This window comes from Micromonospora sp. WMMD964 (assembly GCF_029581455.1).
GTDB lineage: Bacteria > Actinomycetota > Actinomycetes > Mycobacteriales > Micromonosporaceae > Micromonospora.
On the sequence record NZ_CP120860.1, the window covers coordinates 1379491 to 1406306 of the forward strand.

Annotated in this window: 23 protein-coding genes; 16 read left to right on the forward strand and 7 right to left on the reverse strand. The window is 71.2% G+C overall.

Annotation, left to right across the window (positions count from 1 at the left end; translation table 11 throughout):
* Positions 1-40: 40 nt before the first annotated feature.
* The gene (locus O7616_RS06515) at positions 41-1399 is read left to right on the forward strand and encodes an FAD-binding oxidoreductase (RefSeq protein ID WP_282306024.1); all 1359 of its coding nucleotides are present in this window, start codon (positions 41-43) and stop codon (positions 1397-1399) included.
* A gap of 49 nt (positions 1400-1448) precedes the next feature.
* On the opposite strand, the gene O7616_RS06520 is transcribed toward O7616_RS06515, so the two are convergent.
* A complete protein-coding gene (locus O7616_RS06520; protein WP_282306025.1) occupies positions 1449-3524 on the reverse strand; it encodes a SpoIIE family protein phosphatase in 2076 nt (691 codons plus the stop codon).
* Between the two features lie 319 nt (positions 3525-3843).
* On the opposite strand from O7616_RS06520, the gene O7616_RS06525 reads away from it, so the two are divergent.
* Both O7616_RS06525 and O7616_RS06530 read left to right on the forward strand, forming a co-directional pair.
* A complete protein-coding gene (locus O7616_RS06525; RefSeq protein WP_088991270.1) occupies positions 3844-8211 on the forward strand; it encodes a HAMP domain-containing protein in 4368 nt (1455 codons plus the stop codon).
* Positions 8208-8762, forward strand: a complete 555-nt coding sequence (locus O7616_RS06530; protein ID WP_282306026.1) for a response regulator — start codon at positions 8208-8210, stop codon at positions 8760-8762. The genes O7616_RS06525 and O7616_RS06530 overlap by 4 nt, the downstream gene beginning before the upstream one ends.
* A gap of 13 nt (positions 8763-8775) precedes the next feature.
* Here the strand turns inward: O7616_RS06530 and O7616_RS06535 are convergent, their stop codons facing one another.
* Positions 8776-9111: an STAS domain-containing protein gene (locus O7616_RS06535; protein WP_007454492.1), complete on the reverse strand. Its 336-nt coding sequence runs from the start codon at positions 9109-9111 to the stop codon at positions 8776-8778.
* 285 nt (positions 9112-9396) lie between these two features.
* On the opposite strand from O7616_RS06535, the gene hemL reads away from it, so the two are divergent.
* From hemL to ccsB, 6 genes are read left to right on the forward strand one after another with little or no spacing between them, the layout of a single operon-like run.
* Positions 9397-10734 (forward strand): glutamate-1-semialdehyde 2,1-aminomutase, encoded by a 1338-nt coding sequence (hemL, locus tag O7616_RS06540; RefSeq protein WP_282306027.1) that lies wholly within the window; start codon positions 9397-9399, stop codon positions 10732-10734.
* Positions 10735-10740: 6 nt separating this feature from the next.
* Positions 10741-11388 (forward strand): histidine phosphatase family protein, encoded by a 648-nt coding sequence (locus tag O7616_RS06545; RefSeq protein ID WP_282306028.1) that lies wholly within the window; start codon positions 10741-10743, stop codon positions 11386-11388.
* Positions 11388-11957: a TlpA disulfide reductase family protein gene (locus O7616_RS06550; RefSeq protein ID WP_282306030.1), complete on the forward strand. Its 570-nt coding sequence runs from the start codon at positions 11388-11390 to the stop codon at positions 11955-11957. Before O7616_RS06545 ends, O7616_RS06550 begins: the two co-directional genes overlap by 1 nt.
* Positions 11957-12772, forward strand: a complete 816-nt coding sequence (locus tag O7616_RS06555; protein ID WP_282306031.1) for a cytochrome c biogenesis protein CcdA — start codon at positions 11957-11959, stop codon at positions 12770-12772. Before O7616_RS06550 ends, O7616_RS06555 begins: the two co-directional genes overlap by 1 nt.
* Positions 12772-14415 (forward strand): cytochrome c biogenesis protein ResB, encoded by a 1644-nt coding sequence (locus tag O7616_RS06560; RefSeq protein ID WP_282306032.1) that lies wholly within the window; start codon positions 12772-12774, stop codon positions 14413-14415. Before O7616_RS06555 ends, O7616_RS06560 begins: the two co-directional genes overlap by 1 nt.
* Entirely contained in the window at positions 14415-15386 is a 972-nt protein-coding gene (gene ccsB / locus O7616_RS06565; RefSeq protein WP_282306033.1) for a c-type cytochrome biogenesis protein CcsB, read from the forward strand. Before O7616_RS06560 ends, ccsB begins: the two co-directional genes overlap by 1 nt.
* A gap of 71 nt (positions 15387-15457) precedes the next feature.
* Here the strand turns inward: ccsB and O7616_RS06570 are convergent, their stop codons facing one another.
* The 3 genes from O7616_RS06570 to O7616_RS06580 all read right to left on the reverse strand — a co-directional run bounded on the left by O7616_RS06570 (position 15458) and on the right by O7616_RS06580 (position 18414).
* Positions 15458-16819 carry a hypothetical protein gene (locus O7616_RS06570; protein WP_282306034.1) on the reverse strand — a complete coding sequence of 454 codons (1362 nt, stop codon included), beginning with the start codon at positions 16817-16819 and terminating at the stop codon, positions 15458-15460.
* A gap of 155 nt (positions 16820-16974) precedes the next feature.
* Positions 16975-17172: a hypothetical protein gene (locus O7616_RS06575; RefSeq protein ID WP_282306035.1), complete on the reverse strand. Its 198-nt coding sequence runs from the start codon at positions 17170-17172 to the stop codon at positions 16975-16977.
* A gap of 765 nt (positions 17173-17937) precedes the next feature.
* Positions 17938-18414: a MarR family winged helix-turn-helix transcriptional regulator gene (locus O7616_RS06580; RefSeq protein ID WP_282306037.1), complete on the reverse strand. Its 477-nt coding sequence runs from the start codon at positions 18412-18414 to the stop codon at positions 17938-17940.
* 338 nt (positions 18415-18752) lie between these two features.
* Here O7616_RS06580 and O7616_RS06585 point away from each other — a divergent pair, with 338 nt between their 5' ends.
* The 3 genes from O7616_RS06585 (at position 18753) to mqnP (ending at position 21893) form a co-directional block, all read left to right on the forward strand.
* Entirely contained in the window at positions 18753-19307 is a 555-nt protein-coding gene (locus O7616_RS06585) for a carboxymuconolactone decarboxylase family protein (RefSeq protein WP_282306038.1), read from the forward strand.
* 214 nt (positions 19308-19521) lie between these two features.
* The gene (locus tag O7616_RS06590) at positions 19522-20982 is read left to right on the forward strand and encodes a menaquinone biosynthesis decarboxylase (RefSeq protein WP_282306039.1); all 1461 of its coding nucleotides are present in this window, start codon (positions 19522-19524) and stop codon (positions 20980-20982) included.
* A complete protein-coding gene (gene mqnP, locus O7616_RS06595; RefSeq protein WP_282306040.1) occupies positions 20982-21893 on the forward strand; it encodes a menaquinone biosynthesis prenyltransferase MqnP in 912 nt (303 codons plus the stop codon). Before O7616_RS06590 ends, mqnP begins: the two co-directional genes overlap by 1 nt.
* Here the strand turns inward: mqnP and O7616_RS06600 are convergent.
* Complete coding sequence (locus O7616_RS06600) at positions 21882-22874, reverse strand: terpene synthase (RefSeq protein ID WP_282306041.1); 993 nt, start codon at positions 22872-22874, stop codon at positions 21882-21884. The two genes, mqnP and O7616_RS06600, sit on opposite strands and share 12 nt — an antisense overlap.
* Positions 22875-23024: 150 nt before the next feature.
* Here O7616_RS06600 and O7616_RS06605 point away from each other — a divergent pair, with 150 nt between their 5' ends.
* The gene (locus tag O7616_RS06605) at positions 23025-23654 is read left to right on the forward strand and encodes a UbiX family flavin prenyltransferase (protein WP_282306042.1); all 630 of its coding nucleotides are present in this window, start codon (positions 23025-23027) and stop codon (positions 23652-23654) included.
* A gap of 111 nt (positions 23655-23765) precedes the next feature.
* On the opposite strand, the gene O7616_RS06610 is transcribed toward O7616_RS06605, so the two are convergent.
* Complete coding sequence (locus O7616_RS06610) at positions 23766-24032, reverse strand: BldC family transcriptional regulator (protein ID WP_007454516.1); 267 nt, start codon at positions 24030-24032, stop codon at positions 23766-23768.
* A 270-nt stretch (positions 24033-24302) separates the two neighbouring features.
* Here O7616_RS06610 and O7616_RS06615 point away from each other — a divergent pair, with 270 nt between their 5' ends.
* The 3 genes from O7616_RS06615 to O7616_RS06625 are packed head-to-tail and all read left to right on the forward strand — an operon-like array spanning position 24303 to position 26765.
* Positions 24303-24761 (forward strand): Lrp/AsnC family transcriptional regulator, encoded by a 459-nt coding sequence (locus O7616_RS06615; RefSeq protein ID WP_196920624.1) that lies wholly within the window; start codon positions 24303-24305, stop codon positions 24759-24761.
* A 49-nt stretch (positions 24762-24810) separates the two neighbouring features.
* On the forward strand, positions 24811-25641 hold the full coding sequence (locus tag O7616_RS06620) for an SDR family NAD(P)-dependent oxidoreductase (protein WP_282306043.1): 831 nt from the start codon (positions 24811-24813) through the stop codon (positions 25639-25641).
* Between the two features lie 32 nt (positions 25642-25673).
* Complete coding sequence (locus tag O7616_RS06625; protein ID WP_282306044.1) at positions 25674-26765, forward strand: PLP-dependent cysteine synthase family protein; 1092 nt, start codon at positions 25674-25676, stop codon at positions 26763-26765.
* Positions 26766-26816: the final 51 nt, after the last annotated feature.

The window sequence follows — 26816 nt, forward strand, 5'->3', positions numbered from 1 at the left end:
GTCGTCACCACGTCTTTCGAACACATGTACGATAACCGCCATGGCGGCAGCAGCGAGTTCCCTCGGCCGGTCCGGAGCCCTCGAGATCACCCGACGATTGGCGGCCATCTGTGGCCCACCGTTCTCCCGGCTGGGTGGGCCGGCCGACGAGGTGGCCGGCCGTCCGGCGCGTTGGGTGGCCGTGCCGGGCGGTCCGCACGCCGCTGCCGAGGTGCTGCGGCTGGCCGCCGCGCACGACCTGGCGGTGGTGCCCAGGGGCGCCGGCACCAAGATCGACTGGGGTGCCACCCCGGTGCAGGTGGACATCCTGCTCGACACCGGTCGACTGGCCGGCATCGGTCACGAGCCGGTCGGCGCGCTGGTGGCCGAGGTGGGCGCCGGCACCCCGTTGCGGGCGGTGCAGGCCACCCTGGAGCGCACCGGCCAGCGACTGGCGATGGACGCCCCGTCGCCGGGTGCGACGGTGGGCGGGGTGCTCGCCGCGGGCGAGGCGGGCCCGATCAGCCACCGCCACGGCAGCCCGTGCGACCAACTGCTCGGCGTCCGTTACCTCGCCGCCGACGGCGAGCTGGTGAGTGCCGGGGGTGGTGCGCCCGGTCTCGACCTGGCCCGGCTGCTCTGCGGCTCGCAGGGTGCGCTCGGTGTGCTGGTCTCGGCGACCCTGCGGGTGCAGCCGGTTCCGGCGAGCCGACTGTGGGTGTCCCGTCCGGTGTGGACGCCGTTGGAGGTGCACGACCTGGTCCGGACGATCCTGGCCGCCCGACTGGAGCCGGCCGCCATCGAGCTGGACCTGCCCGGGGGCCTGCCCCGGCCGCGTGCGGCGTACCCGCCGGGCCACCCGGCGGCCACCGCCCGGGAGCGCCACCCGTCGATGTCCGGCCGGGCCGGAGCGCCGTCGCGGGCGGGCAGCCTGGTGGTGCTATTGGAGGGCGGCCCCTCCGACGTCACCGAACGCGCCGAGCGCCTGGTCGGCCTGCTGCACGGGGAGGCCACGATCGCCCACTCCGCGCCCACGTGGTGGCGTCGATACCCGTTCGCGCCCGGCGACACCGCACTGCGCCTGGAGGTGCCGATCGGCGACCTGCACGCCGCCGTCTACGCGTTGCGCGACGCGGCCGGCGCGCCGGTGCCGGTGCGTGGCTCCGCCGGGCTGGGCGTGGTGCACGCGGCACTGCCCGGAGCCCTGGCCCCCGACCGGGTGGCGTCGATCCTGGCGGCCGTCCGAGGAGTGCTGCTGGCCCGGCAGGGCCGCTGCGTGGTGGTCTCCGCCCCGACGGCGGTCCGCCGCGCCGTCGACCTCTGGGGCGAGCTGGCCGGCCTGACCCGGCTGCGGGCGGCCAAGGAGCACCTCGATCCGGAACACCGGCTCGCGCCCGGGCGCCTCCCTGGCGGTCTGTGACCGGTCAGTCCATCCACCAGGTGTGCAGGTCGGCTCAGGCTGCGGCGGGTCAGGTGGCGTCGTTGCGGAGCACCAGGACGGCGATGTCGTCCCGGGGCGGCTCGACCGAGAAGTTGATCGCGGCGGAGCGCAGCCTGGCGGCCACCACGTCGGCCGAATATCCCGCCAGGGGCGCTGCCGCACCCCGCAGGCGTTCGGTGCCGAACAACTCCCGGCCCCGCCGCCGCTCGGTGACGCCGTCGGTGTAGAAGATCAGTGAGTCGCCGGGCGCGAGGGTGATCTCCGCCGTCGGTGAGGTGATCGTGTCGAGGAGGCCGAGGGCGGTGCCGCCGGTGCCGACGAACCCCGCGCCGCCCGTGGCGGACAGCAGCACCGGCCGGTCGTGCCCGGCCAGGTGCAGTGACACGTCGAGCCCGTCGCCCTCGCCGGGCCCGACCGCCGCCAGCGCCAACGTGCAGTACCGCCCGCCGCCCCGCTCGACGAGCGTCTCGTTGAGCCGTGCCAACACCTCCGGCAACGGTTTACCGTCACCGACCAGAACCCGGATCACATCGCGGACCAACCCGGTCACCGCGGCGGCCTGGACGCCCTTGCCCGAGACGTCACCGATCACCACCAGCCACCGTCTGTCGGGCAGCGGCACCACGTCGTAGAAGTCGCCCCCCACCTCGGCGTCGTCGCCGGTCGGCACGTACTCGGCGGCGAAACCGATGCCGTCCACCACGGGAAGCGCCGGAGGCAGGAGGGACTGCTGGAGCGTCTGCGCCACCCGACGGCGCTCGGCGTGGATCCGCGCGTTCTCGATCGCCAACGCGGCCCGCCGGGCCACGTCCTCCAACACGGCCACCTCGTCCGGATCGTGCCGGTGGCGCTGGTGCCGCCCCACCGCCAGGGTGCCGAGCCGCTGCCCACGGGCGATCAGGGGGACCGCGAAACCCTCCATCGGCCCGCCCAGGGGGATCTGCGCCGCGCTGCGCGACGCCTCGCGCAGGCGGGCCTGGATCGAATCCGGCCCGGTCTCCGCCAACACCTTGTGCAGTTGCGGAAGCGTCGACTCGTCGGCGTGGCTGGCCGCCGCCAGCCGCAGCCGACCCCACTCGTCGGTGGTGTGCACCGCGCACCACTGGCCCAGCCGCGGCACCACCAACTGCGGCACCAGCGCCATGGTCAGGTCGACGTCCAACGACTGGGCGAGCAGTTCACTCGCCTCGGCCAGGAACGTCAGCCACACCTGTCGACGGACGTCGGCGCGGCGCAGTCGGTCGTTCTCCAGGTGCAGCGACAGGCGCTCGGCGGTCAGCACCGCCAACGGCCGGGCGTACGCCGACGGCGCGGCGTCCAACTCCAGCTCCCCGGCGTACGGGCGGTGCACCGTCAACGGCACCCGGAGCAGCTCACTGTCGGGGCGGGGCGGTCGACCGAAGCGGGCCAACACCTGCCGCCCCTGCCCGTCGCCCCGGTCCAGGCGGATCGTGCCGCCGGCTGCGCCGACCATCTCGGCGACCCGGCTGAGGAGGCTGGTGGCGAAGTCGGGCAGGGGGTCGTCCGCGTACAGGTCGGGCGCGGTCTGCATGAGTTCGCTCATCGCGCTGGCGCTCGGCGCGGACTTCTCCGTGGTCGTACCGGGGCCGGCGCTGGCCGGTGCCGTCGGGCGGTCGGCGACGTCCTCGGCCGACGCCTCGACGCCGGGGCGGTCCAGCCGGAACCAGACGCCCTTCCCGGTGGGCAGGTAGGTCGTGCCCCAGCGGCTGGCGAAGTGGTCGACCAGCAGGAGGCCGCGACCCCGCTCGGAGACCTCGTTGATCTCGGCGGAGTCGTTGCGGGTGCCGACGGTCAGCTCGTCGCCGGAGCCGGGGGCGAAGTCGAGGACGGTGACGGTCAGCCCGATCTCGTCGGCGACGACCTCGATGTCCAACTCGGTGCGGGCGTGCTCCACGGCGTTCGTGGTCAGCTCGGTGGTGAGCAGCAGTGCCTCGTTGACCAACTCGTCCAGGTGTGACTCGGTCAACACCGAGCGGACCACGGCGCGGGCGGCGGCCGGGGTACGGCGATCCGCGGGCAGCCGGACACGCCGGACCGCCCCGTCCCGGGCTCCGTTCGTCGCCGTCCCCGCCTCGGCTGACACCCCCGTATCCTCTACCGTCCCCCTACCGGGTGCCAAGCCGATCACCCTCGCGAGCCTTGCGCGGGCGAAGAGAGCAATCGAGCCGTGTCCGGACTCCGCCTCGGCGTGAGCGCCCGTACGGAACAGGCATTCCGGGCCCGTCGGTCACCCCTGCGAGGTCTGCGGTGGGCCGTGCCCGATCCAGCGTCGTCGAGGCGGTCCCGGTGGCGATCCCGGCCACCTGGCGGGTCGCACACCCTGGCACTACGGCTCGCGCGGGCACAATATGGGGTGCCGGTGTGTCCGCACGGACCGGTGCCCCCGAGTTGAGCGAGGAATGATGACCACGGCGAAGCAGTCGGTGGCGGATCCGTCCGCGCCCGACCACGAGGCGCTCCTCGGTGAGTTGACCGAGGCACTGCGACGGATCGGTCGCGGCGACCTGAAGGTCCGGCTTCCCCGCCGTGCCGGCGCGGCCGGTGAGGTGGCGGACGCCTTCAACGAGGTCGTCTCGCTCCAGGAGCGGCAGTACCTGGACCTGCGGCGGATCAGCCGCATCGTCGGTCGCGACGGCCGGCTCACCGAGCGGCTCGACGACGAAGGGCTGGACGGATCCTGGGCGGAGGGGCAGCGGGCGATCAACTCGCTGATCGACGACCTGGGCCGACCGACCACCGAGATCGCCCGGGTCATCGTGGCGGTGGCCGACGGCGACCTGTCGCAGCACATGGCGTTGGAGATCGACGGTCGGCCGCTGCGCGGTGAGTACCTGCGCATCGGGCGCACCGTGAACACGATGGTCGACCAGTTGTCCTCGTTCTCCAACGAGGTGACCCGGGTGGCCCGTGAGGTGGGCACCGAGGGCAAGCTGGGCGGTCAGGCGGACGTGCGGGGTGTCGCCGGCACCTGGAAGGACCTCACCGACTCGGTGAACACCATGGCGTCGAACCTGACCGGCCAGGTGCGGTCGATCTCGCAGGTGGCGACGGCGGTGGCCAAGGGCGACCTGTCGCAGAAGATCACTGTCGGCGCGCGGGGCGAGGTGGCCGAGCTGGCCGCCACGATGAACTACCTCACCGACACGCTGCGGCTCTTCGCCGAGCAGGTGACCCGGGTGGCCCGCGAGGTGGGCACCGAGGGCAAGCTCGGTGGTCAGGCCGAGGTGCCGAACGTGGCGGGCACCTGGAAGGACCTGACCGACAGCGTCAACTCGATGGCGTCGAACCTGACCGCCCAGGTCCGCAACATCGCGCAGGTCTCGACGGCGGTGGCGCGCGGTGACCTGTCGCAGAAGATCACCGTGGCGGCGCAGGGCGAGATCCTGGAGCTGAAGGACACCGTCAACACGATGGTGGATCAGTTGTCGTCGTTCGCCGACGAGGTGACCCGGGTCGCGCGTGAGGTGGGCATCGAGGGCAAGCTGGGCGGTCAGGCTCAGGTGCGGGGCGTGTCCGGCACCTGGCGGGACCTCACCGAGAACGTCAACCAGCTCGCCGGCAACCTGACCAGCCAGGTCCGCAACATCTCCCAGGTCTCCACGGCGGTGGCGAAGGGTGACCTGTCGCAGAAGATCACGGTGGATGCCCAGGGCGAGATCCTGGAGTTGAAGAACACCGTCAACACGATGGTGGACCAGTTGTCGTCGTTCGCCGACGAGGTGACCCGGGTGGCCCGTGAGGTGGGCACCGAGGGCAACCTGGGCGGGCAGGCGCAGGTCAAGGGCGTCAGCGGTACGTGGCGCGACCTCACCGACAACGTGAACTCGATGGCGTCGAACCTGACCAGTCAGGTCCGCAACATCGCGTCGGTGACCACGGCGGTGGCGAAGGGTGACCTGTCGCAGAAGATCACGGTGGACGCGCGGGGCGAGATCCTGGAGCTGAAGTCGACCGTCAACACGATGGTGGATCAGTTGTCGTCGTTCGCCGACGAGGTGACCCGGGTGGCCCGCGAGGTGGGCACCGAGGGCAAGCTGGGTGGTCAGGCCCAGGTGCGCGGTGTCGCCGGCACGTGGCGGGACCTGACCGACAACGTGAACTCGATGGCGTCGAACCTGACCGCCCAGGTCCGCAACATCGCCCAGGTCTCCACCGCGGTCGCCAAGGGTGACCTGTCGCAGAAGATCACGGTGGACGCGCGGGGCGAGATCCTGGAGCTGAAGTCGACCGTCAACACGATGGTGGATCAGTTGTCGTCGTTCGCCGACGAGGTGACCCGGGTGGCCCGCGAGGTGGGCACCGAGGGCAAGCTGGGTGGCCAGGCGCAGGTGAAGGGCGTTTCCGGCACCTGGCGGGACCTGACCGACAACGTGAACTCGATGGCGTCGAACCTGACGAGTCAGGTCCGCAACATCGCCTCGGTGACCACGGCGGTGGCGAAGGGCGACCTGAGCCAGAAGATCACGGTGGACGCGCAGGGCGAGATCCTGGAGCTGAAGTCGACCGTCAACACGATGGTGGATCAGTTGTCGTCGTTCGCCGACGAGGTGACCCGGGTGGCCCGCGAGGTCGGCATCGAGGGCAAGCTGGGCGGTCAGGCGCAGGTGAAGGGCGTTTCCGGCACCTGGCGGGACCTCACCGAGAACGTCAACCAGCTCGCCTCGACGTTGACCACGCAGCTGCGGGCCATCGCCCAGGTGTCCACCTCGGTGACCAGGGGTGACCTGACCCAGCGGATCGCGGTCAAGGCGCAGGGCGAGGTCGCCGAGCTGAAGGACAACATCAACCAGATGATCGTCACCCTCCGGGAGACGACCAAGAAGAACGCCGAGCAGGGCTGGCTGGACTCCAACCTGGCCCGGATCGGTGGCCTGTTGCAGGGCCAGCGCGACCTCGGCGAGGTCTGCCGCATGATCATGACGGAGGTGACGCCGCTGGTCGACGCCCAGCTCGGCGCCTTCTTCCTGGCCGACGACACCGACGGCAGCATGCGGCTGCGGCTGACCTCCTCCTACGGGTACGTGGCGCGGGGCACCGACGTCACCTTCGGGCCGGGTGAGGGGCTGGTCGGGCAGACCGCGTTGTCCCGCCGCACGATCCGGGTCAGCGCCTCCCCGAACAGCCGGCTCACCCTGCGTTCCGGTCTGGCCGAGACACCTCCGTCCGACCTGGTGGTGCTCCCCGTGCTGTTCGAGGGCGAGCTGCTCGGGGTGATCGAGTTCGCCAGCGTGTCGGCGTTCTCCGAGCTGCACCTCGCGTTCCTGGAGCGGTTGGTGCTCACCATCGGCATCGCCGTCAACACCATCCAGGCCAACCGGCGTACGGAGGAGTTGCTGGCCCAGTCGCAGCGCCTGGCGCACGAGATGCAGGAGCAGTCGGCGGAGTTGCAGCGCACCAACGCCGAGCTGGAGGAGAAGGCCACTCTGCTGTCCGAGCAGAAGGGCAACATCGAGACGAAGAACCGGGAGATCGAGCTGGCGCGACTGGGCCTGGAGGAGAAGGCGCAGCAGTTGACCCGGGCCTCGGCGTACAAGTCGGAGTTCCTGGCCAACATGAGCCACGAGCTGCGTACGCCGCTGAACTCGTTGCTGCTGCTGGCCCGTCTGCTCGCGGAGAACTCGGAGCAGAACCTCAGCCCGAAGCAGATCGAGTTCGCCCGGACCATCCACGGGTCCGGCTCCGACCTGCTGCGCCTGATCGACGACATCCTCGACCTGTCCAAGATCGAGGCGGGTCGGATGGACGTCGAGCCGACCGAGATCCGCTTCACCGAGCTGCGCGGCTTCGTCGAGCAGGCGTTCGCGCCGCAGGCCGAGGAGAAGAACCTGGACTTCCAGGTACGGGTGAGCAAGGATCTGCCGCCGGCGCTGGTGACGGACGCGCAGCGGTTGCAGCAGATCCTGCGCAACCTGCTCTCCAACGCGGTGAAGTTCACCGACAACGGCGCGGTGACGCTGCGGATCGCTCCGGCGGCGGAGAACGCGGTGTTCGACGTGCCGGCGCTGACCAACGCCCAACAGGTGATCGCGTTCACCGTGATCGACACCGGGATCGGGATCTCCGACGACAAGTTGTCGATCATCTTCGAGGCGTTCCAGCAGGCGGACGGCACGACCAGTCGCCGCTACGGCGGCACCGGTCTGGGTCTGTCGATCAGCCGCGACCTGGCCCGGCTGATCGGCGGCACCATCACCGTGTCGTCGGCGCCCGGTCAGGGTTCGACGTTCACCCTGTTCGTGCCGCAGGTGCTGGCTCCGGACGCGGTGGTCGCGCCCCAGCCGCCGTCTCCGCAGCGCGCCGGCCTGCCGTCGTCGCTGCTCATGCCGCCGCTGGAGCTGCTGCCGGAGCGGCCGGAGGCACCGGCCACCCGTCAACTGGACGGCGCCACCGTTCTGATCGTGGACGACGACGTCCGGAACGTCTTCGCCTTGACCAGCGCGTTGGAACTGCACGGGATGACCGTGCTGTACTCGGACAACGGGGCGGACGGTGTCCGCCTGCTGGCCGAGCATCCGGAGGTGGACATCGTGCTGATGGACGCCATGATGCCCGACCAGGACGGTTACGAGACCACCCGCCAGATCCGCCGCAACCACCGCTTCGCCGACCTGCCGGTGGTCTTCCTGACCGCCAAGGCCATGCCTGGTGATCGTGAGTCGGCGCTCGCTGCCGGGGGCAGCGACTACATCACCAAGCCGGTCGACCTGGACGATCTGATCGAGTTGATGTCGTCCTGGATCAACGGCAGCCGCACCGAGGAGACTTCGTGACCCAGATGGCCAAGGCGCTGCTCGTGGACGACCGGCGGCAGAATCTGACGGCCCTGGAGGCCATCCTCCAGGGCCTGCCGGTGCAGTCCGTCGCGGTGGAGAGTGGCGAGGCGGCGCTCAAGCAACTCCTGGTGGACGATTTCGCGGTGATCCTGCTCGACGCGCAGATGCCGGACATGGACGGCTTCGAGACGGCGAGTCACATCAAGCGCCGCGAGCGGACCAGGCACGTGCCGATCATCTTCCTGACCGCTGCCGACCGGGACGCCCAGCTCGCCCTGCGGGGTTACCAGGTGGGCGCGGTGGACTACCTGACCAAGCCGTTCGACCCGTGGGTGCTCCGGGCCAAGGTGTCGGTCTTCGTCGAGCTGTGGGTGAAGACCCGGCAGTTGGCCGCCCAGTCGGACCTCGTCCGAGAGCGTGACACGCAGTGGCGGAGGCTCACCGATGCGGTCGACGAGGCGACGACCCTGCTGCGCTCCGACGACGCCGAGGCCCGGGAGCGCGCGGTGGAGATGTTGGAGCAGGCCCGCTGGGGCAACACCGCCTGACGCGGCGGGTGGGTCAGCCGGTGGGCTGGTCGTTGCGGATCATCAGGGCGCTGCGGAGCCCGGTGATGTCCAGGACCCGGATGAGGAAGTCACCCACGTGGGTCAGCATCAGCAGGCTCTGGGCGTGGCTGGCCTTGCGGCTGAGCACGACGAGGGTGCCCAGGCCCTGCGAGTCGCAGAAGGTGACACCGCCGAGGTCGAGCACGATCCGCGGCGGCGGGTCGGCCAGCACCTCGTTGACGACGGTGGAGAGCTGGGCCGCCGTGAGCATGTCGATCTCACCGGCCAGGCGAAGCACAGCTTCGTCGCCCGTCCGGTGTAGCGTGATGGACAGTTCGGCACGATCCACCCGGTCAGCCTAGCGCGATCCGACCGGTCCGGCCTGTCGAGGCCGTGAGCCGTCGGCGGGCAGGCCGGGAGCCCTCGCCGCCGAGGCCGGGGCCGTGGCTGTCCAGGCCGCATGCCCTCGCCGCCCAGGCCGCGAGAGGTCGCCGCGCCAGCTGTGAGCCATCGCCGCCCAGGCGGAACGCCCGGTGTCGGCGCCGCCGACGGGCACCGGCTGTGGGTGAGCCGGGTAACCCCCTCGCGGGGTGGCTGCTGGTGAGCCGCTCGCCGCTGACACAATGGCGGCATCGTGACCGACATCTTTCCCGCCGGATCCGGCCGCTACCCGGCCGAAGCGCCGGCCTCCGAGGCCCTGTTCGACCGCGCCCGCGCCATCGTGCCGGGCGGGGTCAACTCCCCCGTGCGTGCCTTCCAGGCGGTCGGTGGTGCCCCACGCTTCATGGTCCGTGGCGAGGGCCCGTGGCTGTACGACGCCGACGGCCGCCGCTACGTCGACCTGGTCTGCTCCTGGGGGCCGCTGATCCTCGGGCACGCCCACCCGGAGGTGGTGGACGCCGTGCAGGCCGCCGCCGCCCGGGGCACCAGCTTCGGCACTCCCACCCCGGGTGAGGTGGAGCTGGCCGCGGAGCTGGTCGACCGGACCCCGATGGAGCAGGTCCGCCTGGTCAACTCGGGCACCGAGGCCACCATGTCGGCGATCCGGCTGGCCCGCGGCTACACCGGCCGCTCGAAGATCGTCAAGTTCGCCGGTTGCTACCACGGGCACGTCGACGCGCTGCTCGCCGCCGCCGGGTCCGGCGTGGCCACCCTGGGTCTGCCCGACTCGCCGGGCGTGACCGGCGCGGCGGCCGGCGAGACGATCGTGCTGCCGTACAACGACATCCGGGCCGTCGAGGAGGCGTTCGCCGCCGAGGGCCCGCACATCGCGGCGGTGATCACCGAGGCGGCCGCCGGCAACATGGGGGTGGTCGCTCCTCGCGACGGCTTCAACCAGCAGCTCGCCCGGATCGCCCACGCCCACGGTGGCCTGCTCGTCGTGGACGAGGTGATGACCGGGTTCCGGGTGTCCCGCGCCGGGTGGCACGGCCTCGACGCCTCCGACGCGGACCTGTGGACGTACGGCAAGGTCATGGGTGGTGGCCTGCCCGCCGCGGCCTTCGGCGGGCGGGCGGACATCATGGCGCGACTCGCGCCGGCCGGCCCGGTCTACCAGGCCGGCACGCTCTCCGGTAACCCGCTGGCCTGCGCCGCCGGGCTGGCGACGCTGCGGCTCGCCGACGACGCGCTCTACCGCAAGCTCGACGACACGGCCGCCGTCGTGGGAAAGCTGGCCTCCGACGCGCTGGCCGCCGCCGGGGTCCCGCACCGTCTGTCGTACGCGGGCAGCATGTTCTCGATCTTCTTCACCGACGCCGACGTGGTCGACTACGACAGCGCCCGCACCCAGCAGGTGCCGGCGTTCAAGGCGTTCTTCCACGCGATGCTCGCCGCCGGCGTCTACCTGCCGCCGAGCGCGTTCGAGTCGTGGTTCGTGTCGGCGGCGCTGGACGACGCCGCTCTGGAGCACATCGCCGACGCGCTGCCGACGGCGGCGAACGCCGCAGCGGCGGCTGGTCACGGGGGGTAGTCAACGGTGAGCAAGACGGTGGTCCACGTGCTGCGGCACGGCGAGGTGCACAACCCGGATCAGATCCTCTACGGTCGGCTGCCCGGTTTCCGCCTCTCCGAGCTGGGTGTGCAGATGGCCAAGGCCGCCGCGCAGGGCCTGGCCGAGCGGGAGATCGTGCACGTGGTGGCCAGCCCGCTGGAACGCGCCCAGCAGACCGCCGAGCCGATCGCCGCCCAGTTCGGGTTGCCGGTCGGGGTGGACGAGCGGCTGATCGAGAGCGCGAACTGGTTCGAGGGCAAGAAGGTGTCCCCGGGCGACGGGTCGTTCCGTGACCCGCGCAACTGGTGGGTGCTGCGCGACCCGGTGACCCCGTCCTGGGGCGAGGCGTACCGGGTGATCGCCGAGCGGATGTTCGCCGCCGTGCAGGCCGCCCGGGTCGCCGCCGAGGGGCGCGAGGCGGTGCTGGTGTCGCACCAGCTGCCGATCTGGACCCTGCGCCGCTACGTCGAGCGCAAGCGGCTCTGGCACGACCCGCGCAAGCGTCAGTGCGGGCTGGCCAGCCTCACCTCGTTCCACTTCGACGGCGCGAAGGTGGTGGGCATCGGCTACAGCGAGCCGGCCGCGCACCTGATCGCCCTCTCCGCGACCGCCCGGACGGCCAAGGGGGCCTGATGAACGCCCGGAGGTGGACCGCCGGCCTGCTCGCGGGAGTCGCCGCGGTGGCGTTGGTCGGCTGCACGTCGTCCAAGGGGCAGGAGAAGACCTGCACGACCACCACCGACGGGATCTTCGAGTGCGCACCGGACCAGCGCTCGGCCCCTCCGAAGCTCGCCGGGGAGCTGCTGCTCGGCGGCACCTATGACGTCAGCCAGGCGCGCGGCCAGGTCGTCGTGGTCAACTTCTGGGGCTCCTGGTGCGCGCCGTGTCGGGCGGAGGCGGACGACCTGGAAGCCGTCTACCAGGCCACCAAGGGCTCCGGGGTGACCTTCCTCGGCATCAACGTGCAGGATTCGCGGGACAAGGCCAAGGCGTTCGAGCAGGGGCGGGTCACCTATCCGAGCCTGTTCGACCCGGCCAGCCGGCTGGCACTCGACCTCGACATCCCGCCGAACACCGTCCCCGCGACGGTGGTGCTCGACCGGGAGGGGCGGATCGCGTCGGTGATCCGGGCCGCCGTCAAGCAGGAGGGCCTGCAACCGATCGTCGAGCGGATCGCGGCCGAGAAGCCGGCGTCGAACTGATGGGCGAGACCTTCCGGAACCTGGCCCTGAACGGGCCGTTGCTGCTCGCCATCGGCGCGGCGGCGCTCGCCGGTCTGGTCAGCTTCCTCTCCCCGTGCGTGCTCCCGCTCGTCCCGGGCTACCTGTCGTACGTCACCGGCCTCGCCGGGGCGGACCTCGAAGGCCGCCGGGCTCCCGCGGACCCGGCCCCCGACGGCGGCGGCGTCGCGGTCCGGGAGCGGGCCGCCACGGTCGCCGTCAAGGGCCGGGTGCTCGCCGGCACGCTGCTCTTCATCGCCGGCTTCACCGTCGTCTTCGTCGCCACCGCCATCCTGTTCGCCGGCATCGGCCGGGTCTTCTTCGAGTACGAGCGGCAGCTCGAAATCGCCGTCGGCGTGCTGATCGTCGTGCTCGGGTTCGGTTACCTCGGGATGATCCCCGCCCTGCAACGGGAGTTCCGGATCTCCCGGCTGCCCTCGGCCGGGCTGCTCGGGGCACCCGTCTTCGGGGCGGTCTTCGCACTCAGTTGGGTGCCCTGCACCGGCCCGACGCTCGGCGCGGTGATGGGGATGGCGACCGCCTCCGGCCAGAGCGACCGCGCCGTGGTGCTCGCCGTGGCGTACTGCCTCGGGTTGGGGATACCGTTCGTGGTCTTCGGGCTGGGCTTCGAACGCCTGCTCGGGGTCTTCCGCGCCGTCCGGCGCAACAGCCGCTGGGTCACCCGGGTCGGCGGCGCCCTGCTCATCCTGATCGGCCTGGCGCTGGTCACCGGCGGATGGCAGAGCTTCGTGATCTGGTTGCAGACCACCGTCGGGGTGGGCGAGGTGAGCATCTGATGACGGTCGTCGACGACCGGCCGGAGACCGTGGCACCGGCACCACGCCGCCGGCCGAACCGGTTGCTGGCGCTGCTGCGTAACTCGTGGCGGCAGTTGACCAGCATGCGTACCGCCCTGATCCTGCTCTTCCTGCTCGCTGTCGCCGCCATCCCCGGCTCGGTGCTGCCGCAGCGCGGGATCAGCCCGGAGAAGGTCAACGAGTACTTCGTCGACCACCCGGACTGGGCCCCCCGACTGGACCGGATCGGCGCGTTCGAGGTCTTCGGGTCGGTCTGGTTCTCCGCGATCTACCTGCTGCTGTTCACCTCCCTGATCGGCTGCATCACGCCCCGACTGCGTGACCACATCCGGGCGTTGCGGTCCCGGCCGCCGGCCGCGCCGAAGCGGATGAGTCGGCTGCCGCAGCACACCGTGCTGCCCGCCCCGCCCGGTGGCGTGGCGGCCATCGCCGACGTGCTGCGCAAGCGCCGCTGGCGGGTGGAGGTGCGCGGCGACGAGGTCTCCGCCGAGAAGGGCTACCTCAAGGAGACCGGCAACCTGCTGTTCCACACCTCGCTCATCGCGGTGCTGATCGGCGTCGCGCTCGGCTCGTGGTACGGCTGGAGCGGTAACCGACTGCTGGTGGCGGGCGCGGACAACGCCTTCTGCAACACCCGCCAGCAGTACGCCGAGGCGAAGCTCGGCCCCCGGGTGGACAGCGCCGACCTTCCCCGCTTCTGCCTGCGGCTGGACGACTTCGAGGCCCGGTTCCTGCCGTCCGGTCAGCCGGAGTTCTTCAACGCGACGGTCACCGTCGACGGCCCGGACGAGCCGACCCGCAGCGCCGACTTCTCGGTGAACTCGCCGCTGCGTCTCGCCGACGCGAACGTCTACCTGCTCGGCCACGGCTATGCCCCGGTGATCCGCTACACCGACCGGTTCGGCAACAGCCAGGTCAGCGACGAGCCGTTCCTGACCACCGGCGACATGGGCCTGACCAGTGAGGGCCTGGCCGCGTTCCCGGACGCGAACGTCGACCCGGCTACCGGCCGGCGCAGCCCGGACGGGCAGATGGCCTTCACCGGCATCTACCTGCCCACGGCACCCGAGCAGGGGCCGTTCGTCCGCTCGCAGTATCCGACCGAGCGCAACCCGGTGCTGAACCTGGTCGCCTACCAGGGCAACCTCGGCATGGACGCCGGCATCCCCGGCTCGGTCTACCAGCTCGACCAGCGTCAGGTGCGTGCCGGCAAGGTCAAGGAGGTCGGCACCAAGCTCCTCAAGAAGGGCGAGACCTGGACGTTGGCGGACGGCACCACCGTCGAGTTTTTGGGCACCGAGCGGTACGTCACCCTCTCCGTCCGACACGACCCCGGTGCGACGCCGCTGCTGATCAGCTGTGGCGTCCTGCTGGTCGGGCTGATGGGTTCGCTGTTCGGGCGGCGTCGCCGGGTGTTCTTCCGGGTCATACCGGCCAACCCCGGCGAAGGATCTCCGACGGGCGGTAGTAGTTTGGTGGAGGCCGGTGGGTTGCCGCGCACCGACTATCCAGGGTTCGCCGAGGAGTTCGCCCAGCTCGTGGCCGCCGTCAGCGGTGACCGACGGGCCGACGACGGCGCTGACTCCGGCGACCGGGCAGGTGTGCGAGAAGGAGCCGAGTGATGTCCGCACTCTCCGACAATCTGGTCACTTTCGCGATCCTGGCGTACCTGGTCGCGATGATCGGCCACGCCGTCGAGTACGCGTTGGGCAACGCCCGTACCCGGGTCGCGGCGGCGGCTCCGATCCGCGAGCTGGTGGGTGCCGGCGGTGGTGTGGTCGCTGAGCCGCCCGCGCCCGTCCCGCCGTCGCCCGGGGCCGACCGTTCCGCCCGGCGTGCCCGCCTCGCCGGTCTGCTCGGGGTGGGCGCCACCGCAGTCGCCGCCGTGCTGCACCTGGCGGCGCTGGTCACCCGCGGCCTCGCGGCGGACCGGATGCCGTGGGGCAACATGTACGAGTTCGTGCTCACCGTGACGTTCATCGGGGTCGCCGCCTGGCTGGTGGTGCTCTGGAAGCGACCGTCGCTGCGCAAGCTCGGGCTGTTCCTCACCCTGGTGATGGTGCTGCTGGTGGCCACCGCCGAGCTGGTCCTGTACGTGCCGATCGTGCCGCTGGTGCCGGCACTGAACTCGTACTGGTTCATCATCCACGTCTCGACGATCGTGTTCGCGTCCGGCATCTTCCTGCTCGGTGCGGTGCCGGCGGTCGGCTTCCTGATGCGCAACGGGTACGAGAAGGGCAAGCGGAGCTTCCCGTACACCCTTGCCAAGCGGTTGCCCGGCGCGGCCGGCCTGGAGCGGCTGACCTTCGCGCTGCACGCCTTCGCGTTCCCGATCTTCACCTTCGCGGTGATCGCCGGTGCCATCTGGGCCGAGGCGGCGTGGGGTCGGCCGTGGGGCTGGGACCCGAAGGAGACCTGGGCGTTCATCTCCTGGGTCGTGTACGCCGGTTACCTGCACGCCCGGGCCACGCCCAGCGTGCGACGCAACGTGGCGACCTGGCTCGCGGTGCTCGGCTTCCTCACCATGCTGATGAACCTGTTCGGCGTGAACATCTTCTTCACCGGCCTGCACTCGTACGGTGGGCTGGACTGACCTGGAAAACGGCGTGCGGGCCGGTCACGGATTCCGTCAGTGACCGGCCCGCGTCGTTGTGGCGTGCCGGATCAGCCCACCGTCACCGGGGCGACGTCGTTGCCCGGGTTGTCGTCCACCCGCGGGTAGCGCTCGAACGGCCGGACCTCGCCCGGCGTCCCGGAGAGGCTGTCGATCCGCAGCTCGAACGCCGCGGTGTGGGTCAGACCGGCTGGGAACACGCCCCCCGGGCCGTTGCAGTAATAGGTCGTCGGGGCGTCTCCGGCAGACTCCTCGTCCCCGTTGAGCCAGCAGCTCGACGGGTTGCCGACCACCGTGGTGCCGACCGGGGGCACGAAGAGGAAGCTGCCGACGCCGCCGCCGGAAAGCGTGGCGTCCGGGACACCAGGGCCCTCGTTGCGCAGGCCCACGGTGACCCGCACGGTGTCACCGACGGCCCCGGTCACTGTCGCGCCCCGGGCGACGACGTCGAAGGCCCCCTGCACCGAGCGCAGGTAGGTCTGGCCTGCGGCGCCGGTCACCCCGGCCGGGATCACGTCGAGCGGGTCGCCCACCGGCCGCAGCCGCAGCCCCTGCTCGGCCTCGCGGCGGGTGAGCTTCACCCCGCTCGGAAGCGGCCCGGCACCGGCCAGCGGCTCCACGAACTGGGTGATCCGCTTGCTGCCCAGGGTGGCCGGGCCGACCGTGGTGGTGAGCTTCTGCCGCAGCTCGTGCCGCTGGCCGGGGGCGAACGTGCCCCGCACGGTGCAGACCACCACCGTGGCGAGCGACGTGTTGGTGCCGTAGCGGCAGTTGCGGTAGCTGGCCGGAATCAGACCCACCGGGAAGCTCATGGTGAGCCGGAGGTCCACGACCGGCTGGTCACCCGCGTTCATCACGGCCACCGGCACGGGCAGGCTGTCACCGACCGCGACGCCGGAGACGGACTCCTGGACGAGGTCGAGCAGATCAGGCCCGGACCGCACGGTGATCGCCGCCTGCTGGGTGGACGGCTCGATCTGCTCGCCGAGCGCCGTGTAGGCGAGGGTGCCGGTCGCGCCGTCGGTCGCACCGGGCGCGGCCCGGAACACCACCGGCACGGTACCGGTGAGCGTGCCGAAATCGTCGACGGCCGTCGGCGGCATCGGGCAGGTGACCGAGGCGCCCTCGGTGGCGCAGTAATCGGGGAAGGTGGCGGTGGCCACGCCGGTCAGGCCGGTCAGGTCGACGGTCACCCGGGGCTGGGTGGCGCCGGTGCTGGTCAGGGTCAGCGGAACAGTGCGGCCGGGAGCGCCCGGACCGCCGACCGTGAGGTCGTCCAGCCAGGCGCTGACCCAGCCCGGGTCGTCCTGAGCCATGGCCGGACCAGCCGCCACGCCGACCGTCGCGGTGCCCACGACCAACGCGGTGAGGCCGCGCAGGAGCCTGCCACGCGTAACGTGCACAGATCTCATCGATCTCCTTGGTGAGGGATGAGCCGATCGGAAGAAGCCGGGATCGACGTCCCCGGCCCGATCGGCACCCCTGATCCTAGAGATCACCTATGACAGTCTTGGATGGGCCGATCGTGCGGCGGATGGCCCCACACGGGGGTCTGGCCGGGCGACTGTCACCTAGGCTGCCAGGCTCGCAGGGTCCGTTCGACCTGGACCGTGACCTGGTAGGACACCTCCGGAACATCGGCCAGCTCGATTCGCTCACCACGTAGCGCCACCTGTGCGTGCAGCTCCCGAGCGACCGCGTCGCGTACCGCGATCAGCAATGGCGACAACCCGTCCGGGTCGCCGACGACGTACGCATCCGACATCGCCCCAGCCTGCGCCCCAGCCCCACCGTCACGCCACGACGGGTGAGATGTGCCCGGAGACCTTGACCGACTTCGGCTCCGTGCCGGCTGGGTTTGGTTCGGTGCCCGGCGGGGTGGGTTGGCGCGGGGCGGGCTGGGTTGGTTCGGTGCCCGGCGGGGTGGGCTGATGCGGGAGGGGGTGGGTTGGTTCGGTGCCCGGCGGGGTGGGTTGGTGTGGGGCGGGCTGGGTCTGGTTCGGTGCCCGGCGGGGTGGGCTGATGCGGGATGGGGTGGGTTGGTGCGGGGCGGGCTGGGTCTGGTTCGGTGCCCGGCGGGGTGGGCTGATGCGGAAGGGGTGGGTTGGTTCGGTGCCCGGCGGGCTGGGCGGGTGCGGGGCGGGCTGGGGTTGGTGCCGGGTGGGCTCTCCGCGGGCTGTCGCGCCGGAAGTCACCACCTCACCGACCCGCGCTGGACCACGCCTGCGCAAACCACCACCCACCCACCCGCATTGGACCCCGCCCGCCGGAAAGCGCGCCCGGCACCAACCCAGCCCACCCTGGTCCACGCCGGCTCGGCGATGTGGCGGTATCCGGCAGGGTGATCCACTCCAGGTCGGCGATGTGGCGGCTTCCGGCCTTGCGCATGGCACCACATCGGCGATCTGGTGTCGATCATGCCCAGGTGTCGATCATGCCCAGGCGTCGGTCACGCCCAGGCGTCGATCATGCCCAGGCGTCGGTCGTGCCCTGGTGTCGGTCACGCCTGGGCGTCGATCGCGCTTGTTGCTCAGCCGCCGAACCAGCCCGGCATGTCCAGACGGAACCAGTTAGTCGAGGCCATGGTGCGCAGGTCGTCCTCAATGGCGTCGACCCGTTCCTCGCCGAGGCGATCTGTCCACCGTCGACGTAGCTCGTCGAAGACCTCCGCCGACCGGCGAAGTCCGTCGGCGCCGCGCGGCGTGACCCGGACCAACCGGCGGCGGGCGTCCCGGGGGTCATCGACGCGTTCCAGGTAGCCGACCTCGACCAGCCGGTCGACGGTCTTGCCGGCGGCCTGCTTCGAGATGCCGAGGCGCTGACCCAACTCGGTGGCTGTGGTGCCGCCCATTCCGACGGCCTGGAGCACGAAGCCGTGCAGCGGCCGTAGTTCCGGATGCCCCTGCCGAGCCAGTTCGGCGTGCAAATCGTCGATGAGCGTCCGAAACCCGGCCAGCAGCAGGAGCGGCAACTGGAAGCCGGGCCGGGCCGGATCAGCGCTTGCCATGTTCGACAACCACGTTTACTATTTCGTCAACCACGTTGACTATCGTACGGGCTGCCGTGCCGTCCCTGGTAACCCCAGTCCCGCGCTGCCCAACCCTGCGCGTTCCCGTTCGCGCAGCTCCGACCCCGCGCTCGCAAACCCCGCGCTCGCAAACCCGCGCTCGCAAACCCGCGCTCGCAAACCCGCGCTCGCAACGCCCCTGACCCCTCGCTCGCCCGCGCTCCCGATCCCCCGCTCAATCCGCGCTCTCGACTCCGCGCACCCGGTCCCGCACGCTCGCAACCCCGCGAGCGCGGCCATCCGGCCATCCCGGCTGAATATGCGAAAGCAGGTGAACCGTGTCCGTCTTCACCGAACACACCGCCGAAACCGCACCCGTCACCGCCCGTCGGGCCATCGAGGGTGCGCAGACCCGGTTCGGCTGGCTGCCCACCCCGGTGGCGCTGATGGCCGATTCGCCGCAGTTGCTCGCCGGCTTCATCGCCGCCAGTGCCGGCTTCGAGCAGACCGATCTGTCTGACCTGGAACGGGAGGTGGTCGTCCTGGTCGTCTCCACCACCCACGAGTGCCATTACTGCGTCGCCCTGCACACCGGCAAGCTCACCCGACTCGGCGTGAGTCCCGAGCTGATCACCGCACTTCGCGCCGGATCGTCGTTGCCCGATCCGCGGCTGGAGGCGCTACGCCGGTTCACGCTGGCCGTGCTCGACCACCGGGGCGCGGTGCCCGACGACGAGCTGGACGACTTCCTCGCCGCCGGCTACCTACCCCGGCACGCGCTGGACGTGGTGCTCGGCGTCGGCGCGTACACGATGTCCACCTTCGCCAACCGCCTCACCCGGGCGCCGCTGGACCCACCGCTGGCCGCCCACGCCTGGACGCCCGCGGCCTGACCCGCCGCACCAGCCGGCACACCGTTGACCGCCCCCTCGGCTTGATCCACTCGCGTTTCGGGAAAACGGCGGTGTCCCAGCCGTAGGACACCGCACCTTCCGTGAACCCGAGTGGATCAAGCCGAAGGGTGGCGGACCGGAAGTATGGAGCCGTCGCCGGTGTCACAGCACCCGGCTTGGGTCGTACCGCACCCGGTGCGGGAGACTGGCGGGTATGGCGGCTCGTGGCTTCCCGTACACCGATCTCAAGGACTTTCTCGCGGCGCTGGAGCGCGCGGGGGAGTTGCGCCGGGTCGACGTCCCGGTCGACCCCACCCTGGAGATCAGCGAGGTGGTCAACCGCACGGTCCGGGCCGGTGGTCCGGCGCTGCTCTTCGAGCGTCCGACCCGGGGCGAGATGCCGGTGGCGATCAACCTGTTCGGCACCGAGAAGCGCATGGCGATGGCCCTCGGAGTCGACTCGTTGGACGAGATCGGTGCCCGGATCGGCGCGTTGATCAAGCCGGAGCTGCCGGTCGGCTGGTCGGGCATCCGGGAGGGCCTCGGCAAGGTCATGCAGCTCAAGTCGGTGCCACCGCGCAAGGTGAAGACCGCGCCCTGCCAGGAGGTCGTCTACCGCGGTGAGGACGTCGACCTGAACCGGCTGCCGGGGTTGCAGGTGTGGCCCGGCGACGGCGGGATCTTCCACAACTACGGGTTGACCCACACCAAGCACCCGGAGACCGGCAAGCGCAACCTCGGCCTGTACCGCCTCCAGCAGCACGGCCGCAACACCCTGGGCATGCACTGGCAGATCCACAAGGACTCGACCGCCCACCACGCGGTCGCCGAACGACTCGGGCAGCGCCTGCCGGTCGCCATCGCGATCGGCTGCGACCCGGTCGTCTCGTACGCGGCCAGCGCCCCGCTGCCCGGCGACATCGACGAGTACCTGTTCGCGGGGTTCCTGCGCGGCGAGCGGGTGGAGATGGTCGACTGCCTCACCGTGCCGTTGCAGGTCCCGGCACACGCGCAGATCGTGTTGGAGGGCTACCTGGAGCCCGGTGAGCGGCTGCCCGAGGGGCCGTTCGGCGACCACACCGGCTTCTACACGCCGGTCGAGCCGTTCCCCGTGCTGCACGTCGAGGCGATGACGATGCAGCGCAAGCCGGTCTACCACTCGATCGTCACCTCCAAGCCGCCGCAGGAGGACCACGGCCTCGGCAAGGCCACCGAGCGGATCTTCCAGCCGCTGCTGAAGCTGATGATCCCGGACATCGTCGACTACGACCTGCCGGCCGCCGGGGTCTTCCACAACTGCGCGATCGTGTCGATCCGCAAGCGGTACCCGAAGCACGCGCAGAAGGTGATGAACGCGATCTGGGGCGCGCACCTGATGTCGTTGACCAAGCTCATCGTGATCGTCGACGAGGACTGCGACGTGCACGACTACAACGAGGTCGCCTTCCGCGCCTTCGGCAACGTCGACTACGCCCGCGACCTGCTGCTCACCGAGGGCCCCGTGGACCACCTCGACCACTCGTCGTACCAGCAGTTCTGGGGCGGCAAGGCAGGCGTCGACGCGACCCGCAAGCTCCCGACCGAGGGTTACACCCGGGGTTGGCCGGAGGAGATGAGCATGAGTCCGGAAGTCACGGCCCTGGTCGACAAGCGCTGGAAGGAGTACGGGATCTGATGGTCGTCCTCGACGCTCCCGCCGAGAAGCCGGGCCGGGTCAAGTCCTTCCTCAAGCTCGTCGCGATCGAGCATTCGGTGTTCGCGCTGCCCTTCGCGTACCTGTCGGCGCTGAGCGCCATGCAGGTCGACGGCGGGCGGGTGCGGTGGCTGGACCTACTGCTGATCACCGTGGCGATGGTCGGGGCACGGACGTTCGCGATGGCCGCCAACCGGATCCTCGACCGCCGGATCGACGCGCGGAATCCGCGTACCGCCGGGCGGGAACTGGTCACCGGTGCGGTGAGCGTGCGGACGGCCTGGACCGGCGCGGCCGTCGCGCTGGTGGTCTTCCTCGCCGCCGCCGCCCTGCTCAACCCGCTCTGCCTGGTGCTCGCGCCGCTCGCTGTGGTGCCGCTGGTCGTCTACCCGTACGGCAAGCGGTTCACCAACTGGCCGCACGCCATCCTGGCGGTCGCCCAGGCGGTCGGGCCGGTCGGCGCGTGGCTCGCGGTCACCGGCACCCTGGACGGCTCCGGGCCGGCCTGGGTGCTCGGCGCGGCGGTCGGGCTGTGGATCGGTGGCTTCGATCTGATCTACGCCTGCCAGGACTCCGAGATCGACCAGGAGATCGGCGTGCACAGCGTGCCCGCCCGGTACGGCCGGCGCTTCGCGCTGCACGCCTCCACGATCGCGCACGTGGTGACCTTCGCGCTGTTCGTCTGGTTCGGCGCGTTGATCGGGCTCGGCTGGCTCTGGTGGATCGGGCTGGCGTTGACGGCCGTCGCGTTCGCGTACCAGCACCTGGTGGTCACCCCGACCGACCTGAGCAAGGTCAACCGGGCGTTCTTCACGGCCAACGGGTTCGTCGGCATCGCGTTGTTCGTCTTCGCGCTGCTCGACCTGGTGATCCGACTCGACCTACGCCCCTGACCGGGTGACCACCGGCTCGTCGTCTCCAGTGGGGTAGCGGGCGCTCTCCAGGGTCCAGTCGATGGTGCCGCGGACGGCGTACGCGATCACGTCGAGGTGGTCGGTGACCGCCCGGTCCACCGTCGGGCCGAACGACGGCACCGCCGACCGCAGCGCGAGGAAGCGTCGCATCGACTCCCGCCAGCGCTCGACGGCCAGGGTGACCGCGTGCGCCGACGGCACCGCCAGTTCGGCCTCGATGGCCAGGACGAGGTTGTGCCCGCCCGCGGTAGCCCGGTCCCTCTCCAGCGAGGCCAGGTCGTTGTACCAGGAGAGCAGGTCGTTGCCGACCTGGGCGATCTGACGCAGCAGTGGGTGCTGGTGGACCGGATCGGGCAACGGACGCCCGCCCGCGAACTCGACGAGCGCGTACGACACCTCCGCCGCCGAGGTCGCCCGCCGCAGCTCCACGTACTCGTCGACGCCGGGCCGGTGGCCGGCCTCCTTGTTGACCGCCTCCTGCCAGGTGCCGTCGAGGTGCCGGCCCACCGCGTCGGTGAAACGTGACCGCCACCGGGCCGGCATCCGGCGGCGCGGCTCCTCCCAGGCCAACGCCAGTAGCCGCCGCAGCGGGCCGGTGAGCCCGGCCCGACGCAGCCGGGGGCCTTCGCGCAGCAGCGTCAGTGTGTCGTCGCGCAGGGCCCGGATCTGCTCCGAGGTCAGCCGACCCGACCCGTCGCTGGCGTCGTCGACCAGGAAGAACCAGGTGAACAGCGCCGTCAACACCTGGAGATCGGCCTCGGTGGCGTCCGGGTAGAGCCTTCCGGCGTACCTGGCGAACCCTCCCCGGGCCAGCCGGTGCACCGCCGCGTCGTCCAGGGCGAGGTCGAGGTCGGGCAGCAGGCCGAGGAGCCACTCCTGCACGTCGTCGGCGTACGGTGAGAGCCGGGACGGGATCGGACACTCGGTGCGCAACACCCGAAGGGTCTCGCCGGTCGTCACCGATGCCTCCTGTGCGAGATGGTTCCGATGCGAATCCCCACCAGCAGCATGTCAGGTCGACGGAATGCCCACGTAGCCCGTCGGCCATGCCGATCCGGAGATCCCGGGGGTGCTCCCCACCGACCCAGCCGGACCAGGCAGGCTGGGGGCATGCGGGAACCATGGGTGGTCGGGGTCTCCGGAGCGTCCGGCACGCCGTACGCGGCGGCCGTCATCGGCGGGCTGCTCGACGCGGGCGAGCCGGTCGACCTGATCGTCTCCCGCGCGGCACGACTCACCGTGCTCGACGAGACCGGCCGACCGTTCCGCGACGGGCACTGGGCCGAGGATCTCGCCGCCTGGCTCGACCGGGACCTGACCGGGGCGGACGTGCGGCACTGGGCGGCCGGTGACCTGGCCGCCGGGCCGAGCAGTGGCTCCTACCGGGTACGCGGCATGGCAGTGGTGCCGGCCAGCACGGCAGCCTGTGCCGGCATCGCGATCGGGCTCTCCAAGGACCTCCTACAGCGCGCCGCCGAGGTCAACCTCAAGGAACGCCGTCCGGTGGTGGTCGTCCCCCGGGAGACACCGGTGACCCGCAGTCACCTGGAGCACCTGATCGCACTGCACGACGCAGGTGCTGTCGTGTTGCCCGCCAGCCCCGGTTTCTACGGAGCCGGCGCGGCCGCCAGCGCCCAGCAGTTGGTCGATTTCGTGGCCGGCAAGGTACTCGACGCGCTCGGCGTCCCCCACACCCTGTTCCGGCGGTGGTCCGGCCAGCTCGGCACGGCCCGGAGCTGAGCCGACCGGTCGGCAAGCATCCGCCCCGCGCCGCGAGACCGCCCGGCGGTCGGCCGAGGCGGGACGCGGACCGGGCCGAAGTCCGGTCCGCGTAGCGATGTCCGCACCAGTTCAGTACATGCCGGCGTTGGCCGGACCCGGCCCCGTGGATGCGGCCGGCCCCACATTGCGTGGCTTTCCGACCTCGTCCACCTCGTCCAGCATGCCCTCCCCCTCAAGCAGGGCCCGCACCTCGGATTCCCGAAACCGGCGATGCCCGCCTGGAGTCCGGATGCTTCCTATCCGGCCGGCCGCCGCCCATCTCGTCACAGTTTTCGGGTCTACCCGAAACAGCGCGGCGACCTCACCCGGTGTCAGCAGGCGATCTCCAGTGTCCACAGCCCCCTCCTCGCGTCGACGAAGCCCCCGGCTGAACACACTGCCCCCGGCTGGTGCGTAGCCCAGAGCCGTCATGAGGGACGTATGGCAATTACAGCACCGCGGACATGACCTGTCCGCCCAAACGCGAAAAATGCACTGAGTGAGGAGTTAGTAATGGTACTTGTGCGACCTCCGCCTTGACCGGCGGTTTGTCAACAGTGACTCACCACTCAGTCCAACGGATGCCGAAGCCCGCACGTTATGCCTCAGCGGCTAGGGTCACTCTCTGTGGACGCCATCGACCTGAATCTCGTCGACCTGCTGCGCGGCAACGCCCGCCTCTCGTACGCCGAGCTGGCCCGACAGGTGGGCCTCTCGGCTCCGGCCGTGCACGAACGGGTCGGCAAGTTGGAGAGCAGCGGCGTGGTCCGGGGCTACCGGGCGGACGTCGCCCCGGAGTCGATCGGGCTGGGTGTCACCGCGTTGATCGGCATCGTCGAGGACTCCGGCGCCGACACCGACGACATGCTCGAGTCGCTGCGGGTACTGCCCGAGATCGAGTCCTGCTACTTCATGGCCGGCGTCGAGTCGTTCCTGCTCAAGGCCCGGGTCGGCACGATCGCCGAGTTGGAGCAGTTGATCGTGCGGTTGAACCGGACACCCGGGGTGGCCTCCACCCGTACCGCCATCGCCCTCTCCACCAAGTGGGAGAACCGCCCGCAGCCGGTCGGCCCGCCTGCGGCCTGACCGCCGCGTACCCTGGTGTCGCCCGGTCGGCCGGCGGTAGCGTGCGCCGATGACCCCGCCGGGACCTCGCGTGGCAGTGGTGACCGGCGCTGCCGGCGGTCTCGGCCGCGCCATCGCGACCGCGCTGCACGCCGACGGCTGGACGGTGTTGCTCACCGACCTCGACCCGGAGGCGGTGGCCGCCGCCGCAGCACCCCTCGGCGGTTGGTCGGCAGCCCTGGACGTTCGGGACGAGGACGCCTGCGCCGCCGTCGCCGCGACCGCGGCAGACCGAGGTGACCTCGCCCTCTGGGTCAACAACGCCGGTGTCCTGACCACCGGGCCGTCCTGGGAGCACGACGGGCCGACCCGCCGCCGGATGTTCGACGTCAACGCCCTCGGCGCCATGAACGGCACCCTCGCCGCGCTGGCCGTGATGCGCGGTCAGGGCCACGGCCACGTGCTGAACGTCGTCTCGCTGGCCGGGCTGATCGCCGCGCCCGGCGAGACGGTGTACGCGGCCAGCAAGCACGCCCTACTGGCATTCAGCCTGGGCACCCTGTCCGACCTGCGGATCGCGGGATACCGGCGGGTGCACGTCTCCTGCCTCTGCCCGGACGGCATCTGGACCCCGATGCTGCACGACCGGCTGGACGACCCGGGCGCGGTGGCCTCGTTCACCGGGTCGATGTTGACCGCTCAGCAGGTGGCCGCCCGAGCGGTCCGGTTGGCCCACCGGCCACGCCCGGTGGTCAGCCTGCCCCGGTGGCGGGGAGCGCAGGTGCGACTGCTGGACGCACTGCCCCGGCTGGCCGTCGCGCTGACCCCGCTCGTCCAGGCCGCCGGCCGCGCCGGTCAACGTCGTCAACACCGCCGGAGCACCCGGCCGGACCGGCCCTGACCGGCACCTGACCTGCTTGCTAGGTTTCCGGCGTGACTCATCTCGACCGGTGCGACGAGGCCAGCCGAACCTGGGTGACGGAGGCGATCGCCGCCGTCGAGGCGGACGCGAACCGTTCGGCCGACACCCACCTGCTCCCGTTCCCGCTGCCCCGGGCGTGGGGGATCGACCTCTACCTCAAGGACGAGTCCTCGCACCCCACCGGCTCACTGAAGCACCGGCTGGCCCGCTCCCTGTTCCTCTACGGCCTCTGCAACGGCTGGATCGGGCCACGCACCACGATCGTCGAGGCGTCGTCGGGCTCCACGGCGGTCTCCGAGGCGTACTTCGCCCGCATGCTCGGTCTGCCCTTCATCGCGGTGATGCCCGCCTCCACCTCGCCCGAGAAGATCGCGCAGATCGAGTTCCAGGGCGGCCGGTGTCACCTGGTGGACGACCCCGCCAGCGTGGTGGTCGAGGCCCGGTGGCTGGCCGAGGACTCCGGTGGGCACTTCATGGACCAGTTCACCTACGCCGAGCGGGCGACCGACTGGCGGGGCAACAACAACATCGCCGAGTCGATCTACGCCCAGCTCGAACTGGAACGGCACCCGATCCCCACCTGGGTCGTGGTGGGCGCCGGCACCGGGGGCACCAGCGCGACGATCGGCCGGTACGCCCGGTACCGCCGACTCGCCACCAAGCTCTGCGTGGTCGACCCGGAGAACTCGGCGTTCTACCCGGCGTGGCTGGCCGCCGACTGGTCGGTGCGTACCGGGAAGGGCTCCCGGATCGAAGGGATCGGCCGTCCCACCGTGGAGGCATCGTTCCTGCCCTCGGTGGTGGACCGGATGGTCCAGGTGCCGGACGCGGCGTCACTGGCCGCCATGCGCGCCGGCTCGGCGGTGCTCGGCCGCCGGGTGGGCGGCTCCACCGGCACCAACCTGTGGGGCGCGTTCGGCCTGATCGCCGCGATGCTCGCCGAGGGCCGGACCGGTTCGGTCGTCACCCTGATCTGCGATCCGGGCGACCGGTACGCGGACACCTACTACTCCGACGACTGGGTGGCCGCCCAGGGCCTCGACCTGACGCCGCACCTGGCCACCATCGACCGCTTCCTGACCAGCGGCACCTGGCCCGCCTGAGCCGCGCGGACGCGAGCGGTCGGCTGACCTTCGGCGTGGGCGCGAGCGGTC